This is a genomic window from uncultured Succinatimonas sp., from assembly GCF_905203285.1.
GTDB lineage: Bacteria > Pseudomonadota > Gammaproteobacteria > Enterobacterales > Succinivibrionaceae > Succinatimonas.
This window is the reverse complement of record NZ_CAJKVK010000003.1, coordinates 25,257-42,563: the sequence shown is the minus strand read 5'-3', so window position 1 is coordinate 42,563 and position 17,307 is coordinate 25,257. Positions and strand designations below refer to the sequence as shown.

Sequence of the window (17,307 nt, the reverse complement as noted above, 5' to 3'; positions counted from 1 at the left end):
AAGTGATTTTTATGGTATAGAGGAAATGCCTTTTCACTTGCTCAAAACAAAATACCCAAGAAAAGTTTTCACTGCCCAAAGCATCAATAAGCTCAAAACAATCTTTGAAAACAAAAGTCTCAATTTAATGTAAAGCTTATTGAAGCTGACGTTAAAAAGAGCAAGTGCATTATTAGTTTTAGATCTACCTCAATTATCCATCTAAGAGCTTGTATTCAGACTCAAGGAGACATCTTCCATTATCATCTAAAAAGATATAATCCCACCGTTAGAACTAAACTGTGGGGTAACGCCTTATGGAATTCGTCTTATTTTTTGCTTCATCCTGCGGAGGAGCTCCAATATCTATTATCCATTAATATATTGAGCAGCAGAAAACGCCGGATTAAACACTGAGCTTCTCCTTGTGATGATCTCCGCCCTAAAGAACGGATTTTAGCCGCTGATCTTTTTTGATAATCTGCTACCATTAACTTTAAGAAAATTGTTGAATATTTTTTACAACTTGCGAGTTTTTTATGTTTTTTAAAAAAGCCAACGGGCCTAAAGACGGCGACTTTGTAAGTTATGTAGAAGAGCTGCAGAAAAAACATTCTCAAGTAAGCCTTGATGCCGACTCTGCCAAAGAGGCCATGTCCCACCCTCTTGAGCATTGCGTCGATAAAATCAAAGCCGATCATGAAAACACGATGAATAAAATCCGTGAGGAAAACTTATTTAAAAACAGCACCTCATATAACGAACAAACGGATATTGAAGAACAGACTGATATAAGCGAAGAAGATAATCTTCATCCTAAGGATATCCCGCTTGATAAAGGAAGTTCATCCGGATTGTATGAAAGTCCCGAAGGCCCTGTACAATGGCCCAAAAAGACCCAAACCAAGAGTCGGAACTTTAATAAAAAAAGTTCAATACCTCTTATTATCTGTTTTGTCATTTTCTGCGTAATTGCCGCAGTGTCGAAAATGCCTGCGTTTATTGTTCCGCTTTTTGTATTTATTTTCTTGTTAGGTTTTATTAACAACATAAAACATAACCGCAGGAAAAAATAAGGAGAGTAAATGTCTACCACTATTTTATGGCTCATAGGGGCATTTGCCGTTTTAGGTGCCGAAATGCTAATCGGTACCGTCTATCTTCTTACCGTAAGCGCAGCCCTCTTTGCAGCGGCCTTATTCAGTTATTTAGATTATTCATTAACCGTTCAGTGCTCCGTTGCTGCTATCGTCACCTGTATCGGGGCAATCGGTACTTACTTTTTGCGCACTAAAAGAAAGAGTGCGACAGAAGACGTACGTCTTGACGAAGGGAACAAAGTTGTTGTTAATAAAGTCAATAGTGACGGCTCTGCCTTAGTTAATTACCGCGGCGCCAAATGGCTAGCCCGTGCCAAAGAGGGGCAGCTGCAAAGCGGAATTTATATTATTGCCGAGGTTGACGGCAACGAACTTGTATTAACCAAAAAGAATTAATCAAAAAGGAGATCTTGTCATGTACATGATAAACGGCCCGCTTATAGTATCCGTAGTGGTAATATTCATTGCCGTCATCTTTGCCATTCAATCTATTAAAGTAGTCCCGCAGCAAACGGCCTGGGTCATTGAACGCCTGGGTAAATTCCATACCGTTTTAAATCCGGGTCTTAATTTCATCATCCCATTTATCGATAAAGTTGCCTACCGTCATTCTTTAAAGGAAATCCCTCTTGATACCCCGTCTCAAGTCTGCATTACCCGTGACAATACTCAATTGTCGGTTGACGGCGTATTGTTTTTCCAGGTAACCGATCCTAAAAGAGCAAGTTACGGAACATCAAATTACATCGTTGCCATCACTCAGCTTGCCCAAACAACGCTGCGTTCGGTCATCGGCCGCATGGAACTTGACCGCACTTTTGAAGAGCGTGATGCCATTAACAACAACGTAGTTGCCGCAATTGACGAGGCCGCTCTTAACTGGGGTGTAAAAGTACTGCGTTATGAAATAAAAGATTTGACGCCTCCAGCCGTCATCTTGCAGGCCATGCAGCAGCAAATTACTGCCGAGCGTGAAAAACGTGCTCTTATTGCCGCCTCTGAAGGCCGCAAGCAAGAGCAGATAAACCTTGCAACCGGCGCCAAAGAAGCGGCAATTGCTCAATCAGAAGGTGAAAAACAGGCTGAAATCAATAAAGCCGAAGGTCAGGCGGCAGCCACCATCGCCATTGCCGACGCTACCGCACAAGCCATTCGTAATATCGCTGCAGCCTCAAAAGGAGAAGGCGGCATGACCGCGGTTAATCTGCAAATTGCCGAAAAATACGTAGAAGCATTCTCCAATCTTGCCCGCACCAACAATACCTTGATTGTGCCGAGTAACTTAGGCGATATGGCTTCTCTCATATCTTCAGCGATGAAAATCGTTAAAAGCGATGCATCCGCAGCTGCACCTATAAAAAAATAACGGCTGAGTTTTTTAGGGTAGATAAGGAATAAAAATGGATAATTCTAATCCTCAAATAGAAATTAAAGAAATTTCCTCGACAAAGCATACTTCCTGGTGCCGCTGCTTTTTTAAAGTGCTGTCTTTTATCGGTGCCGCTCTCACTTTTATCCGCAACTTCATCTCCAATCTGGTGATGATTGCAATAATTGCGCTTATAGTAATTGCCTATAACCTTGCAGGAACAATTAAGGAAAAAGCGGTTACAATAGCTTCAGGACAGGAGGAAATAACTCCCGTAGAGCAAAGCGCGCAAATTCTTTATCTGCCTTTAAAGGGCGTTGTCAGTGAATCGCCGCTTGCAAGCGATGATTTTTCAAATCTGCAGCGCCGAGTAAACGAGCAGCTGACGGGCAGTGTTACCCACGAGCTTGTTGCAATTGAAAAAGCGCTGAACTTTGCTGCTGAAGATAATAATTTAAAGCTTGTCATTCTCGATCTTAATGACTTATCTCCCATGACCCTGGCCGTGGCAAAACGAATCGGCGATGCCGTTGACAAAGTCAGAAACGGCGGTAAAGAAGTTACGGCTCTTGCCTACTCATACTCACAGTCTGCTTTTGCCATTGCCGCGCACTGCGACAAGATCCTGCTTGACCCTATGGGACAGGTCAATTTACGCGGCATCGGGATGAGTTCACTTTACTATAAAGATTTACTTAATACCCTCAAAGTCACCCCCTACATTTTTAAAGCCGGACATTTTAAATCCGCGATCGAGCCTTACACCCGCAACGATATGTCGCCTGACGTAAAAGCCGAATACGCAGATCTGGCCGCCAATTTGTGGGATGAATATATAAACGAGCTTAACGTAAGAAAAGTGCTGTCCCGCAGCATCGTACTGCCTGACGCTGCCAAATATGTAAAAGAACTTGAATTTTATAAAGGCGATACGGCGTTGATGCAGCTTGAAAACAATCTTGTAGACGAGCTCATATCCCGTGAGGATTACCTTTTATCTTTATGTAAAAGCTACGGTACGGACAGGAACGATACTTCCTTGCCCAACATGATAAATTACCGTAAGTACCTTTCCTTAAAAAGCGCTCCTGAAAAACTTAAAGATAAGCGCATTGCCGTTATTTACGGCATCGGTCAAATCTCAGGATTTTCAAATGACGTTTATGCCTTCACCCCCGACAATATTCTGCCGCTTTTAAATAAAGTGCGTGATGACGACACAATTAAAGCCGTGGTTATGTATATAAACAGTCCTGGCGGTGCGGTAAAGGCAAGCGAAGAAATAAGAAGAGCGTTAATGCGTCTTAAAGCTAAGGGTAAAAAAATCATAGTTTCAATGAACGGTACTGCAGCATCCGGCGGGTATTGGGTGGCAAGCGCTGCCGACAAGATCATAGCCGACAGCTCAACCTTGACCGGTTCTATCGGTGTTTTCAGCCTGGCAATGGGAGCACATGATTTACTAAATCACGTCGGAGTATATCAAGACGGCGTTGCCACCCATGAATTTGCCGACGCAAGCATAGCCAATCCTCTTTCAGAAAACACCAAGGAAACAATGCGCCTTAGCGTTGAACACACCTATGACAACTTCATCAATCTTGTAGCTAAAAGCCGCAATCTTAGTCCTGCAAACTACATTTCGTATGCTGAAGGACAAGTCTTTTTAGGTGAAGAAGCTCAGAACTTGGGACTTGTCGATGATTTGGGAACGCTAAACGACGCGCTTAATGAAGCGGCAAAACTTATTGATTCGACTCTTGATGATGTAAGCGTGCTGCATCTTGCCGTGCAGGGCGAAAAGGCAATATCACCGCTTGAACTTTTTATCATGACAAAAGCGGAAGGAATTATCCCCGACGAGATTTTAAAAGGATTTATCGATCTTATAGTAAACTCACAAAAAGGAGCGGCGGATAATACGCAATTTATAGCATTAAGCCCGATTAAAGCCGTGCTCTAACCTTAATCACGCAAAAAAACATCCCCGATTTCATACGATTTCGGGGATTTTTCATCTCTTTAATTTACCTGCGAAACTTATAGTCAAAGTCACGGCGGTTACGATGACGAATGTACTCAAGACCTTCTGACACAAACTCACGGTATTTGGTATCAATCATACGCAGCACCTTTATTGAATTAGGCGCCACCCATGATTCAAGTCCGCCGGCATTTGAATAGCGCTGCGGTACACCGTTTTCTTCTGAAGTGTCTACTATCGCCATCCACATCTTGTTATCAGGAACCGACGGAAGCTTATAGTTAATTTCTCCTGCCCCCTGATTTATGATAAAGCACCAACGCTCCTTTTGATTATCTCTATCACCGATATAAAGCAAGAAACTTTTTGTTTTAGGATCGTTCCAATCCTCGCTTTCCATCAAATGACCATCGCTTTTACGCCAACGCACCAGGAAGGAATCGGCCCGCAAGTGGAAATTATCATCATCAAGATTCAAATCTTTTAAAATTACCGAGCTGAGTCTTATCCGACACAAAAGTCCGATAAAATCAATTAAATCCTCATTCTCCGCGGTTCGATCCCAATGAGTATAAGTAAGATCGTTATCCTGACAATAAGCGTTGTTGTTGCCGTGCTGAGTACGGGAAAATTCATCTCCGCCCAAAATATGCGGCATTCCTTGTGAAATTAAAACGCTCGCCAGCAAATTGCGTTTCATTTGCCTGCGCTTTTTTAAAATATCAGGATCCGTGGTCTTTCCTTCCACCCCGAAATTAAAGGACGTAGTTTCATTTGCTCCGTCGCGGTTGCCGTCTAAATTAAGTTCATTATGCTTTGAGTTGTATGAAACCAAATCCTCAAGAGAGAAACCGTCATGATAAGTCACATAATTAAGACTGGCGTTAATTGAACGGGTACGTTTGGCAAAATTATCGCGCGATCCCATAAGACGGGTAGCAAAGACACCGAGAAGTCCCGGATCTCCGCGCCAAAAGCAGCGAACCGAGTCACGGAATTTGTCGTTCTGCTCACTCCATCCTGCAGGGAACCTGCCCAGTTGATAACCGTCCCAACCTACATCCCAAGGCTCGGCAATAAGCAAGGAACGATCTATTTCCTGCTCACAAAAACAGTATTTAAAGAAAGCGGCGTGCCTGGTAAAGCGATAGTTTCTGCTGTCGCTGTACTCTCTTCCCACCGTCACGGCCAAATCAAAGCGGAAACCGTCAACCTGCATTTCCGTAACCCAATAACGCATGGCTTCCGATACCAGGCGCAATGAGATATTGGAATCAACGTTAAAGCTGTTGCCGCAGCCCGTGACGTTCAAATATTGCAGAAAATCGCGGCTACCGTCTTCTTTTGTCGAGTATGCGTAATAACGTTTGGCATCAAGTCCTTTATAACTTAAGACCGGGCCGTCCAGACCGCCCTCTGCGGTATGGTTGTACACCACATCCAAAATTACTGCGATCTTATTACGATGAAGCTCACGCACCATTGTCTTAAATTCGGTTACGGCATTACGTGCTGAAGTTGCATACCGAGGATCCGGAGCCATAAAGCATAAAGGATTGTAGCCCCAATAATTACTAAGCCCTCTTTGAACCAAAAAAGGCTCACTCATGGAGGCGGCTATAGGCATAAGCTGTACTGCCGTAATCCCAAGCCTTTTTAAATGAGCTATAGTTGAAGGATGAGCCAGCCCTAAATAAGTTCCGCGAAGTGATGGCGGTATTTCCTTATTAAGTTTGGTCATTCCTTTAACATGCGCTTCATAAATAATTGCGCTGTTGCGCTCCAAATCAGGTTTTTTAACCCCATCCCAATCAAAATCGTCTTTTCCCAAGATAACCGCCTTGGGAATAAAAGCCGCGGAATTTTCTTTGTATAGGCTATCGTTATATATAATCGGACGGTTTAACTCTTTAGCGTAAGGATCGATAAGCAAACGCCCGGCTTTAAAATAAAGACCGGCCTCGGGTTTTTCTTCACCCTGCGCTTCTATAGCGTAGCAATCTTCCGCTTTAACCCCTTCGATACAACCGAACCAAAATCCGCCGCGGCGCTCAACGAGCTTAACGGATCCTAATGGCTCTTCTTCAAAAGTATAAAAATGGATAATTATAGAAGTGGCAAGCGGTGCCCACACGGAAAAGAAACATCCGTCATCAAGAAGAGTAGCGCCTAACGTTGAGGTAAGCGCTTTTGAATAGTTTTGTCTTTCTTTAAGCTTTAAAGCCATAAGCCCTCACTTACCTCCGAGGTCTTTACGGACCTCGGAAGGTTTTTGTCAGGCTTTTACTCACTTACTCGCTTGATAAATACAGTTGCAAGCGGCGGGAGATCAAGCACAACCGAATGATATTGACCTTGCCATGAAATATTGGATGAGGCAAGTTTCTCAGGACCGGTCTTGTAACCGCTGCCCCAATACTTCTTATCATCGGTATTTAATATGATGCTGTAGACTCCGGGGCGCGGCACTCCGAGACGATATGCCACATAAGGAACCGGAGTGAAATTGGATACGGCAATGATCTCTTCATGAGTTTCAGGATCCGTACGCAGCGCAGCAAAAATACTGTGCTCGGCATCGTTGACATCAAGCCATTTGAAAGCGGAAGGATCATAATCGTTCTTCCACAACAGCGGCTCACTTGTGTAAAGCTTGTTCAAATCGCGAACAAGTGTCTGCATTCCGCGATGCTTGTCAAACTGCAAGAGCCACCATTCAAGCTGCGAGTCATGGTTCCATTCTGAGCTTTGGGCAAATTCGGTGCCCATGAAATTAAGCTTCTTGCCCGGATGCGCATATTGGAAACCTAAGTAGGAGCGCATATTTGCAGCCTGCTGCCACTCATCTCCCGGCATCTTGTAGAGCAACGAATGCTTGCCGTGAGTTACTTCGTCATGGGAAATGGACAAAATGAAATTCTCGTTGTAAGCATAAATCATGGAGAAAGACATTTCTCCGTGATGATACTTACGGAAGAACGGATCTTGCGACATATAATCAAGACTGTCGTGCATCCATCCCATATTCCACTTAAAGCCGAATCCCAAGCCGCCGGTATAAGTCGGGCGGGAAACTCCGGTAAAGGCTGTGGATTCTTCGGCAATAGTCATGGCTTGCGGGAATTTCTTATAAACTTCCTCATTAAACCATTTAAGGAAGCTTACTGCCTCATAATTGATATTGCCGCCGTTGACGTTGGGGATCCATTCGCCTTCTTTTCTTGAGTAATCCCAGTAAAGCATTGATGCCACTGCATCTACGCGCAAGCCGTCGACATGATAGTAATCAAGCCAGATTAAGGCGGAGGCGATAAGGAAGTTGCGGACGGTATCACGACCGAAATCATAAATTAATGAATTCCAATCAGGATGCCAGCCGCGGCGCGGATCTTCATACTCATAAAGCGGAGTTCCGTCAAAACGTGCCAAGCCGTGAGCGTCGGTCGGAAAATGAGCGGGAACCCAATCTAAAATTACGCCGATATTGTTCTGATGGCAGGTATCAATAAAATACTTAAAGTCATCTATTCCGCCGAAACGGCTGGTCGGAGCAAAAAGACCGGTCGGCTGATAACCCCAAGATCCCGAGAAAGGATGCTCCATAACCGGCAGCAATTCGATATGGGTATATTCCATATCTTTTACATATTTTACGAGCTCATCGGCAAGTTCACGGTATGAAAGGCTCGAGCCGTCTTCTTTACGGCGCCAAGACGCCAAATGTACTTCATAGATGGAAATCGGACGAGTAAGCTTATTGTTAAGCTGAGATTTTATCCATGCGTCATCATGCCACTTATAGCTTGTCTGATCGGAAATAATGGAGGCAAATGACGGATACTGCTCATGATAGAAACCGACCGGATCCGATTTATGCGGCAAACGGTTGCCGTGCGGATCTTTTATCTCAAACTTATAGCGCTGCCCTACGCCCAACCCGGGAACGAATAATACCCAATGGCCTAAAAGGCTTCTTGCCATCGGATGGCGGCGTCCGTCCCAGAAATTAAAATCGCCGATTAAACTTACACAGGTGGCAGAGGGTGCGTAAACGGCAAATTTAGTACCTTTTACTTTGACTCCGTCAATTTCAACTTCAATTATCTGAGCGCCTAAAGTCTTATAAATATTCGACGGAGTTTCGTACATCGTGGACAATCCGTAGAAAGCCTCATCCCTGAACTGATACGGGTCGATGATCTCTACGGCTGCGTCAGGATATTTAACCTTAAACTTATAGTGGAAAGGCTCTTTTACATCAGGCAAAACTTTCTCAAACAAGCCGTCAGGGCTGGTGCAGTCAAGCTTTACTATTTCTTTATCGCCTTTTAAAGACCATACCGCAACTTCTTTTGCTCCGGGAAGCCAAGCGCGCAAAACAAAGCCTGCACCGCCGTAGTTGGGTTGCAAGCCCAAAACTTCAAACGGTTTTGTCAGTTTTGCATTGTTTAACTCATCTATAAGCATTTATGCCTCCTCATTTTATTATTTGGCATGATCACGAGCTTGCGTCATTTTTGCCGTAAGCTCCAAAACTTTAGGGTCGGAAAAGATTTCATCCAAATTTGCGGTGAGTTTACGCCGCCAATTCGGATACTCACGGAACGTTCCTGGAACGTTAACCGGCTTTTCGACACCGATCCAATCTTCAATTTGGGAACTGTATAAAGCGCAGCTGCCGCGGCACATGTGAATCTGCATGCCCAAGGCAAGCGCATCGCTCATCGGACAATCCGCAGCATGGCTAGGAACTTCCGCTCCTACCGACATAAGACCGTGCAGACTGTCTAAAATTCTTTGTTTAGCGTTATTTCTGTCAGAAGCAAGGCGGGTTGCATCGGCAGGTGCGTAAATGCCGAGTTTTTGACCTAAAGTCAAATCGGAGAGCGTCCACCACCCCTTCAATGTCGGCATATCATGAGTTGTCAAAGCGGAAATAGCCTGCTTTTCATAATCTTGAGGCGCGATATATCCGCCGTCAAAAGATCTTTCACCGAAAAATAATTTATACGAGAAAGCCTCGGCCTCTTTTAACGCATGGCGAAGTTCCATGGGGATCGTACCCAAGTCTTCTGCAATAAGCATGCACTTATTGCGATGCGACTCAAGTGCGATGATACCGAGTAAATCATGGATAGGATAGGCAACATAAGCTCCTTCGGTAGGACGATGCTCAGGCGGCACCCACCACATGCGATAAAGTCCTGCCGCATGATCGATGCGAAGAGCGCCGCATGACTGCATATTGGACTGATACAGAGCAATGAATTTACGATAAGCGCTTTTCTTCAAACTGTACGGATCCATGGGTGCAAGTCCCCAGGATTGCCCCAGAGGCCCCAACATATCAGGCGGCGCTCCAATTTCGGCTTTTTCTCTATAAATACCGTCCTCATCACTCCAGACGTCGCAGCTGCCGGGAGCCACTCCTACGGCAAGATCGCGATAAGTACCGACTATCATGCCTTTTTGTTTAGCGACAGCGTAAGCTTCTTCAAGCTGCTCTTTGGCGATAAACTGCAAATAGCAGTAAAAACGTACTTCATCAATGTGTTCTTTACGCCAAGCATCGACAAAGGGAGAAGCAAAGCTGCGGTATTCCTTAGGAAAAAGCTTCCAGCCCCAGGCATTAACTCCCTTTGCATATAAAGAAGCCTGCATGGCGTCATAAGTTGCCATATTGATAAGGGACGAGCCGCCTTTTTCTATAAATTCAAGGAATTTGCGGCCGCGCAGCGAACGTTTGTCATCAAGGCGCAGAGAATCGAATAAAGTTCTTAAAACTTTAAGCTTTAATTCGATAACGGTGCGGTAATCTACATATTCCCTATCACGCAAAGCCCTAAGCTTCTGTTGGAAAGAGTTTTGATAAACAATTTCTTTGGCCTTTGCGCTTAAATTAAACTCGGGGATATCCTCAATTCTTATATAAATAATGTTAAGCCAGTAACGCGATGATGGGGAATAAGGGCTTACCATGTCAGGATCAGGGTTTGCAGGATATCCTGCATGAAGCGGATTCAAGCCGACAAAATGCCCGCCTGTTGCTGCCACATAAAAAAGTAAATCTTTAAGATCGTGAAAATCACCTATTCCCCAATTCTGCTTGGAGCGCAAAGAGTAAAGCTGGGTGCTTACGCCCCAAATCTTTTTACCAGCGGCTATTTCTCGGGGTACATAACACTTAAGCGGAGCCCGAATTAAGGACATTTCCTTATTAAATGCTTTTCCGCCGCAGGAAATCTTTACCTTAAAATGGTGATATCCGTATGGAAGATCTTCTTTAAGAATAAAACGTCTTTTATCAAATTCCTGCCCCTGCACGGTTTTATAGTCGGCAATTTCAATTTCACTTAAAGGACAGCTGTCTTTATATTCGGTGCCGTCCTCAAGCATTAAATTCCAGGAAATTTTGCCTTTTTCGTCAAAAGAAGCCGGAGTATAGAAATAAATAAAAGGCTTATCGCCGTCGCGCAGCACTAAAACCGGCTCCATAACCTCGGTAAAAGGATACAGTTCCATGGTTTTAAGCACTTTTTCCATTTCGGCTTCATCATGCACGGGAAAGCCCATCGCGCTTAACGCCGCAATTCTGCTGTCCTTAGCTATAACGGTATATTGTCCGCATGAATCAATATAGTCGCGGGCAATACCCATTTGATCGGCAAGTTTCTCTAAATCGATCATATTTTTTCGCTCGTAATCTTAAGAGCCTTCTATTTTTTAAGTATTAATTCTATTTTATGATTTTAATTGTCTATCAGTAAAAAAGATATAATGAATATCCCAAAACAAAGCATTAAGCCTATATTTTTCAAATAAAAAATATTTTAAACCAAAAACAAATATCAAAATACGGCGTAAAAGAATACCAGTCTAATTAATATTTGTATAACTAAGACACAACTTACGTTTTAGACTTAAATAATTTTTGAGAATTTTTCTTGATAAAGAAAACGATACATCTCTATTCCTTTTAAAAAACACACTAATTTAAAGTAAAGATGTCGTAAATTTTTAATACAAGATAAAACCCGATCCGGCAAGAAATTTTTTACATAAACATTCACATTTTGCTTTCTAATTAATAAGACAGAAAAAATAGTGATAAGCTATTTACGACCGCCTATTTTTGCGGCAACTGCTCGTCAATTCGTCCTTTACTTAATTTTTAAGTAAAAAGAACTTTTTTTTCTGCAAAGGAAACTAAGTGGCATCTTGACTTTCGAGCCAAATAGAGTATTTTTGTAATTGTAATTTTTTTATTGTTACACTAAACGGGTGACATTCTATTATGACTATTAAAGTTGGTATTAACGGTTTCGGTCGTATCGGCCGTTTCGTATTCCGTGCTTCTGTCTATCGTCCTGAGTTAGGCATCCAGGTTGTCGGCATTAACGACCTCCTTCCGCCTGAGTACATGGCTTACATGTTGAAGTATGATTCCATGCACGGTCCTTTCAAGGGCAAAGTTGAAGTTCAGGACGGCAATCTCGTTGTTAACGGCAACACCGTTCGTGTTACCGCCGAGCGCGATCCTGCCAACCTTAAGTGGGGCGATATCGGTGTTGACTATGTTGTTGAGTCTACCGGTTTATTCCTTAAAGATGAGCTTGCCCGCAAGCACATCCAGGCCGGTGCACGCCGCGTCGTTATGTCCGCTCCTTCTAAGGATTCAACCCCTATGTTCGTTATGGGTGTAAACAATGACACCTATGCCGGCCAGGATATCGTTTCCAACGCTTCCTGCACCACCAACTGCTTAGCTCCTTTGGCTAAGGTTGTTAACGACGAGTTCGGTATCGAGATGGGCCTCATGACCACCGTCCACTCCACCACCGCTACTCAGCGTACCGTTGACGGCCCGTCCCTTAAGGATTGGCGCGGCGGCCGCGGTGCTTCCACCAACATTATCCCGTCCTCTACCGGTGCAGCTAAGGCTGTAGGTAAGGTAATTCCTGACCTCAACGGCAAATTAACCGGTATGTCAATCCGCGTTCCGACCTGCGACGTTTCCGTCGTTGATTTGACCTGCGTATTGAAGAAGTCCGCTAAGTACGAAGACATCTGCGCTGCTATCAAAGCTGCAGTTGCCGGCCCGATGAAGGGCATTATGGATTACACTGCCGATGCAGTTGTTTCCTCCGACTTCTTAGGCAACACCCACCCCTCCATCTTCGACGAGCCCGCCGGTATTCCTTTAACCGACAAGTTCGTCAAGTTGGTTGCTTGGTATGATAACGAAATCGGCTACTCCAACAAGGTTCTTGAGTTAATCAAGTCCATGGAAGATTCAGGCAAGTAATTTATACTTGTAAGATTGCAAAAAGGGCGCAGCAGCGCCCTTTTCTTTTTCTTCTTCACGGGAATAAAATTAAACTCCTCTTTTTTACTCGTTGCACTCCTCCCGCTCAAGTATTTTCAATCTACAAAAAAAGAGCACCGCAGTGCCCTTAATTTTGCCATCAGTCAAAAGACCGATTACTAAAAAGCCTCCAAAGCGCGCAGCGCTGCAATGCGTTTATCCAAGGTAGGATGGCTCATGAAAAGCTCGGAAATGCTTGAGGGTCCGCTTATGCATAAAGCTGAAAATTGGCTTTCACGTTTTGAGTTAATCGAAGTGCCGCGCTTTAATGCCTCCAGCGCTTCAATCATGCAGTTTTTACCTTCAAGGCGAGCCGAGCCGGCATCGGCACGGTACTCGCGCCATCTTGAAAACCACATCAAAAGCATATTGGCTAAAATACCGAATATCACCTGGAACAAAGAATTCACCATGTAAAAGACGAAAGGATTTCCGACTCCGGGGCTTGATTCATCACTGTCATCGTTACGCCCGCTCATGGCAGCCGATATCGCCATTGACGCGATATAGGAAAAGAAATATACGAAAGTATTGAGCACGCCCTGTAATAAAGTCATGGTAACCATATCTCCGTTTGCGACATGGCTTATCTCATGACCTAAAACACCCTTAATTTCATTTTCATTCATGTTATATAAAAGAGCGGATGAAACTGCCACCAAAGCGGCGTTGCGATTATGTCCCGTAGCAAAAGCGTTTAAATCATTGGATTCATAAATGCCAACTTCCGGCATGTTAAGCCCCGAACGCTGCGCAAGCTCGCTTACCGTCTGCATTAAAAAGGCTTCTCTAGCATTGGTCGGAGATACTAATGTTCTTACCCCGAAAGCCTTTTTACACATCGACTTTGACATAAAAAGGGAGATAAGCGATCCTACGCAACCGAAAATTGCGCACATAACCAAAAGCCCGGTATAAGAAGAGCCGGACAAACTGATGCCGAACAGGCTTAAAATAATTGAACCGACGATACTGACAACCACCAATACCGCGACTTGCATTAAAACGTAAAGCAAAATGCGCATAATTAATTAAGTCTCCTAAAAGTACCTTATAATTTACAAATATCTTAACTTTTATTGTTTAGAGGATCCAGCCGTGCAGGGAATTCTCATATCTGCAGATTTAAATTCAAAGCAAGCCGTCATCGCTTGTGACAACAAATTTTACAGCGCAAAACTTAGCGCAAACGAAGCTTCTTTAAAACCGGGAGATCACGTGGAATTTTCAATAAAAGAAGAAGCTGACGGAGCAAAAAGCAAAACGGCGACAATTGAATCCGTTACTAAAGCCGACTACAAAAAATACGGCATCGCTATAGTTTCCGACAGTACAGTAAGCGAACACGATATAATCGATTCAAAGCATAACATCAAATTATGCGGTGAAGGACCTGATGCAAACAGCGCTTTAGATGCTTTAGTAACACTTGCCAAAAAATCCAATGCCAATGCTCTGTTAAACACTAAGCTTACGGTTAAACCGCTGCGTTTTTCAGGCAAGCATCTTTTTTGTTATAAAGCGGATGCCGCCATTATCGAAGGCCCTGAATATCATCAGCAGCCGGGAATAAAGCTTGATATTAATGAAAGAATACTAAGACGCAATTCTCCTAATGAAGCAATGATCCGCTATATAAGAGTACTTTTAATAAGCCTTCTGCTTATTCTTCTGCCGTGCATTTTAAGTTTGCAGCAACAGGGAGTCATTCCTAATCCGGTAGGTAGCGTAATATGCGGGATCTTGTTAGGACTCTCTCTTTATACGGGACTTTTTTATAATTCGCGAAAAGTGAATTCTTATTTACTGAGGACAAAGCGCTGACAGATGAACGGTACAAAATTTGCATTGAATTTTGTACCGTTTAATACTAAATTTTTAAAAACGGCCGCCCCTGCCCATTCCGGCACGAGCTGACGCACTGCCCACCTGCTTTGCAAGCTTCATTATCCCGTCTGAAAGTTCCTTTGTTGATATCTTTTTATCTACTGCCACATATTTATATGCTGCGGCTCCAGCACACACACCTGCAATGAAGCCGATTAAAAATGTTTTTCCGGACAAGATATTATTCATACGTTATCCTTTCTATTGGCCTGCATTTCAGCAATCAAATCCTCAAGACGCTCTTTCTGAGACTCAAGCTCTTCAAGAGTCATCTCCTCATTGCTCTCGTCGGTCTTTTCCTCTTTAGCGTCATTTACGCCAGGAACCTTAAAGTTCTTTAAACCCTTAATCTTTTCATCAATATCATCCTTGTGTTCGTTATAGAACTTATAACCGACGGCTCCGAGTACGCAGCCTGCAGCAAAACCGAATAACAGATTTTTATCTAACATTTTTGATCTCCTTTAAATTCATGCTAATAATTTTTCTTTTTATTTGGAATTAAAATTCTGGCGCTGTTTAGCACCACTCCCAAAGTTGAAGCATTATGCACTACTGAGGCTAAAAGCGGATTAATAAATCCTAAAGCGCCAAGCATCATCGCCGCCGTGTTGACTGCAATAGTTACGGCAAAGTTTTGATGCACGAGTGCCATGGTTCTTTTTCCGATGCTGATAAACTGCGGCAGCTTTAACGGATCTTCACTGTTGATAGTGACGTCGGCCGATTCCATCGCCGTGTCGGTACAAGCAGTGCCCATGGCAACGCCGATATCGGCATAAGCCAAAGCAGGAGCATCATTAATGCCGTCGCCGACCATCAATACTGAGCTGTTGCGCTGTTTTTGCGCCACGAAGCCGGCTTTATCCTCAGGCATGACTTCAGCTTTAAATCCGTCAAGACCGAGTGAATCGGCAATGGCTTTAGCCGCTTCTTTATTGTCTCCTGTCAGCATGATTATTTCTTCGATGCCGTTATAGCGCATACGGTTGATTGCACGCTTGAATTCGGCACGAACCGGATCGGATATCTCTAAAATTCCGCACAGCTTTCTGTTTAACGCAATGTAAATAAAAGATCCGACCGGACTTTGTTTTTTAGGCAAAACAAGATCCAAACCGGCGACAGCGCTTTCTTCCATGAAAGCTTTGCTGCCCACCAGCACCTCTCCGCCCGTGCAGTCTGAAAAAGCCGGCAAATGAGCCTCAATGCCTCTTGCTATCACGGTTTTGGTATCAAGGTGATGCGGGATCTCAAGACCTCTGTTTTTTACCTCATCCAAAATAGCTACGGCTAAAGGATGCGAAGAATGGGCCTCGGCCGAGGCTGCCATCTGCAGCAAAACGGACTCGCTTACATCGGGAGCCAAGGTTATTCTCACGATTTGCGGATGTCCGCGTGTAATCGTTCCGGTTTTATCCAAAATTACCGTATCGACTTGAGACGCCCCTTCAATAAAGCTGCCGCCCTTTACTAAAATTCCTTCCTTGGCTGCCCTGCTTATCGCGGCGGACATGGCCGTGGCCGTCGATAATTTAAGACCGCAGGAAAAATCAATAAACAGCATATTAAGAACGCGCTGCCAATCTTTGGTTGCCGCGTAAACCATTAAAGCGGCGATGAAAGACACCGGCACCAAGGACGAAGCCATATGATCGGCATAGTTTTGAATCGGAGCGCGGCGGTTCTGCGCTTCCTCCACCATATGGACTATTCTTGATAAAGAAGTATCGTCACCGACTTTATCTACTAAAACTTCGATTTCACCCAGGCGGATGTTGGATCCGGCGTAAACTTTATCTCCCACTTTTTTAGCAACAGGAATCGATTCACCGGTAATTGCGGACTGATCAACTGCCGCACTGCCGAATTTAATTACGCCGTCAACGCAGATTTTTTCACCCGAGTGAATCGATACCACCATACCGGGTTTTATCTTTTCAATCGGCATTTTAACTTCATTGCCGTTTTCGTCATGCACCCAGACTTCCTGGACATCAAGAGCGACCAAGCTTGATATATTCTTGCGCGCCCTTTGAGCTGCCATGGCGGTAAGCATTTCGGCAAAGTTGGATAAAGCCAAAAGACTCATGCTTGATTCGGGTCGACCTGCCGCCACCGATGCCAATACGGCAGTAACGGTAAGAGTATCGGCATTAGGTCTTCTTTCTTTTACGGCATCCTTGATGCCGCCTTTTAGTAAATCACGCGCCATGACAAGTACGCCTAAGCTGCGAAAAATCAGCAAAGACGAATAAAGAGTCGGATTTACTTTCCTTATTACGGAAAAAACTCCCATAGCAGCAAGAGAAATCAAAGCGCTGTTGCGATGATTCTTAAGCTCGGATCCGATATCGGCATTTTCCTTTTTTACTTTTAGCTGCGATACTCCCTGCTTAATCACCTCCTTACCCGAGGCAAACAGATCGCTGCCGATAAGTTTTGACAAGGCAATCCCAAAGCGCACGTAATTTTGTCCGGGTTTTACCCATAATTTTACGCAGTTGCCGTCAAAACTTGCCGCACTGACGCCCTCAAGTCTTCTTGCTTTTGCCTCTAAAACGCAGCGCTCCATATAATCATAGTGATTGGGAAAAGGATATTTAAAAACAGACATAAATGC

General features: G+C 44.0%; 13 protein-coding genes. 6 read left to right on the top strand and 7 right to left on the bottom strand.

Annotation, left to right across the window (positions count from 1 at the left end):
• Positions 1 to 518 precede the first annotated feature (518 nt).
• The 4 genes from QZ019_RS00885 to sppA are packed head-to-tail and all read left to right on the top strand — an operon-like array spanning position 519 to position 4,411.
• Positions 519 to 1,055, top strand: coding sequence for a hypothetical protein (locus QZ019_RS00885; RefSeq protein WP_295481679.1), 537 nt, complete (start codon positions 519 to 521; stop codon positions 1,053 to 1,055).
• Positions 1,056 to 1,064: 9 nt separating this feature from the next.
• Complete coding sequence (locus QZ019_RS00880) at positions 1,065 to 1,475, top strand: hypothetical protein (RefSeq protein ID WP_295481677.1); 411 nt, start codon at positions 1,065 to 1,067, stop codon at positions 1,473 to 1,475.
• 19 nt (positions 1,476 to 1,494) lie between these two features.
• The gene (locus QZ019_RS00875) at positions 1,495 to 2,445 is read left to right on the top strand and encodes an SPFH domain-containing protein (protein ID WP_295481675.1); all 951 of its coding nucleotides are present in this window, start codon (positions 1,495 to 1,497) and stop codon (positions 2,443 to 2,445) included.
• A gap of 34 nt (positions 2,446 to 2,479) precedes the next feature.
• Positions 2,480 to 4,411, top strand: a complete 1,932-nt coding sequence (sppA, locus tag QZ019_RS00870; RefSeq protein ID WP_295481673.1) for a signal peptide peptidase SppA — start codon at positions 2,480 to 2,482, stop codon at positions 4,409 to 4,411.
• Positions 4,412 to 4,475: 64 nt separating this feature from the next.
• Here the strand turns inward: sppA and glgX are convergent, their stop codons facing one another.
• The 3 genes from glgX to malQ are packed head-to-tail and all read right to left on the bottom strand — an operon-like array spanning position 4,476 to position 11,119.
• Positions 4,476 to 6,659, bottom strand: coding sequence for a glycogen debranching protein GlgX (gene glgX / locus QZ019_RS00865; protein WP_295481671.1), 2,184 nt, complete (start codon positions 6,657 to 6,659; stop codon positions 4,476 to 4,478).
• 56 nt (positions 6,660 to 6,715) lie between these two features.
• Complete coding sequence (gene glgB / locus QZ019_RS00860; protein ID WP_295481669.1) at positions 6,716 to 8,899, bottom strand: 1,4-alpha-glucan branching protein GlgB; 2,184 nt, start codon at positions 8,897 to 8,899, stop codon at positions 6,716 to 6,718.
• 18 nt (positions 8,900 to 8,917) lie between these two features.
• Positions 8,918 to 11,119 (bottom strand): 4-alpha-glucanotransferase, encoded by a 2,202-nt coding sequence (gene malQ, locus QZ019_RS00855; protein ID WP_295481666.1) that lies wholly within the window; start codon positions 11,117 to 11,119, stop codon positions 8,918 to 8,920.
• A 607-nt stretch (positions 11,120 to 11,726) separates the two neighbouring features.
• Here malQ and gap point away from each other — a divergent pair.
• Entirely contained in the window at positions 11,727 to 12,737 is a 1,011-nt protein-coding gene (gene gap, locus QZ019_RS00850; RefSeq protein WP_295481664.1) for a type I glyceraldehyde-3-phosphate dehydrogenase, read from the top strand.
• Positions 12,738 to 12,916: 179 nt separating this feature from the next.
• Here the strand turns inward: gap and htpX are convergent, their stop codons facing one another.
• Complete coding sequence (gene htpX / locus QZ019_RS00845) at positions 12,917 to 13,822, bottom strand: protease HtpX (RefSeq protein ID WP_366936811.1); 906 nt, start codon at positions 13,820 to 13,822, stop codon at positions 12,917 to 12,919.
• A gap of 73 nt (positions 13,823 to 13,895) precedes the next feature.
• Here htpX and QZ019_RS00840 point away from each other — a divergent pair, with 73 nt between their 5' ends.
• Positions 13,896 to 14,621, top strand: a complete 726-nt coding sequence (locus tag QZ019_RS00840) for a hypothetical protein (RefSeq protein ID WP_295481662.1) — start codon at positions 13,896 to 13,898, stop codon at positions 14,619 to 14,621.
• 54 nt (positions 14,622 to 14,675) lie between these two features.
• Here QZ019_RS00840 and QZ019_RS00835 read toward each other — a convergent pair whose 3' ends face one another.
• The 3 genes from QZ019_RS00835 to QZ019_RS00825 are packed head-to-tail and all read right to left on the bottom strand — an operon-like array spanning position 14,676 to position 17,301.
• Complete coding sequence (locus QZ019_RS00835) at positions 14,676 to 14,873, bottom strand: hypothetical protein (protein ID WP_295481660.1); 198 nt, start codon at positions 14,871 to 14,873, stop codon at positions 14,676 to 14,678.
• Entirely contained in the window at positions 14,870 to 15,136 is a 267-nt protein-coding gene (locus QZ019_RS00830; RefSeq protein WP_295481659.1) for a hypothetical protein, read from the bottom strand. Before QZ019_RS00830 ends, QZ019_RS00835 begins: the two co-directional genes overlap by 4 nt.
• Before the next feature lie 23 nt (positions 15,137 to 15,159).
• The gene (locus QZ019_RS00825; RefSeq protein WP_295481658.1) at positions 15,160 to 17,301 is read right to left on the bottom strand and encodes a cation-translocating P-type ATPase; all 2,142 of its coding nucleotides are present in this window, start codon (positions 17,299 to 17,301) and stop codon (positions 15,160 to 15,162) included.
• Between the last annotated feature and the right edge of the window lie 6 nt (positions 17,302 to 17,307).

Coding starts and splice junctions, on each gene's coding strand:
- QZ019_RS00825 (WP_295481658.1), bottom strand. CDS start 17,301: ATGTCTGTTTTTAAATATCCTTTTCCCAATCACTATGATTATATGGAG.
- malQ (WP_295481666.1), bottom strand. CDS start 11,119: ATGATCGATTTAGAGAAACTTGCCGATCAAATGGGTATTGCCCGCGAC.
- QZ019_RS00835 (WP_295481660.1), bottom strand. CDS start 14,873: ATGAATAATATCTTGTCCGGAAAAACATTTTTAATCGGCTTCATTGCA.
- sppA (WP_295481673.1), top strand. CDS start 2,480: ATGGATAATTCTAATCCTCAAATAGAAATTAAAGAAATTTCCTCGACA.
- QZ019_RS00885 (WP_295481679.1), top strand. CDS start 519: ATGTTTTTTAAAAAAGCCAACGGGCCTAAAGACGGCGACTTTGTAAGT.
- glgB (WP_295481669.1), bottom strand. CDS start 8,899: ATGCTTATAGATGAGTTAAACAATGCAAAACTGACAAAACCGTTTGAA.
- gap (WP_295481664.1), top strand. CDS start 11,727: ATGACTATTAAAGTTGGTATTAACGGTTTCGGTCGTATCGGCCGTTTC.
- htpX (WP_366936811.1), bottom strand. CDS start 13,822: ATGCGCATTTTGCTTTACGTTTTAATGCAAGTCGCGGTATTGGTGGTT.
- glgX (WP_295481671.1), bottom strand. CDS start 6,659: ATGGCTTTAAAGCTTAAAGAAAGACAAAACTATTCAAAAGCGCTTACC.
- QZ019_RS00830 (WP_295481659.1), bottom strand. CDS start 15,136: ATGTTAGATAAAAATCTGTTATTCGGTTTTGCTGCAGGCTGCGTACTC.
- QZ019_RS00875 (WP_295481675.1), top strand. CDS start 1,495: ATGTACATGATAAACGGCCCGCTTATAGTATCCGTAGTGGTAATATTC.
- QZ019_RS00880 (WP_295481677.1), top strand. CDS start 1,065: ATGTCTACCACTATTTTATGGCTCATAGGGGCATTTGCCGTTTTAGGT.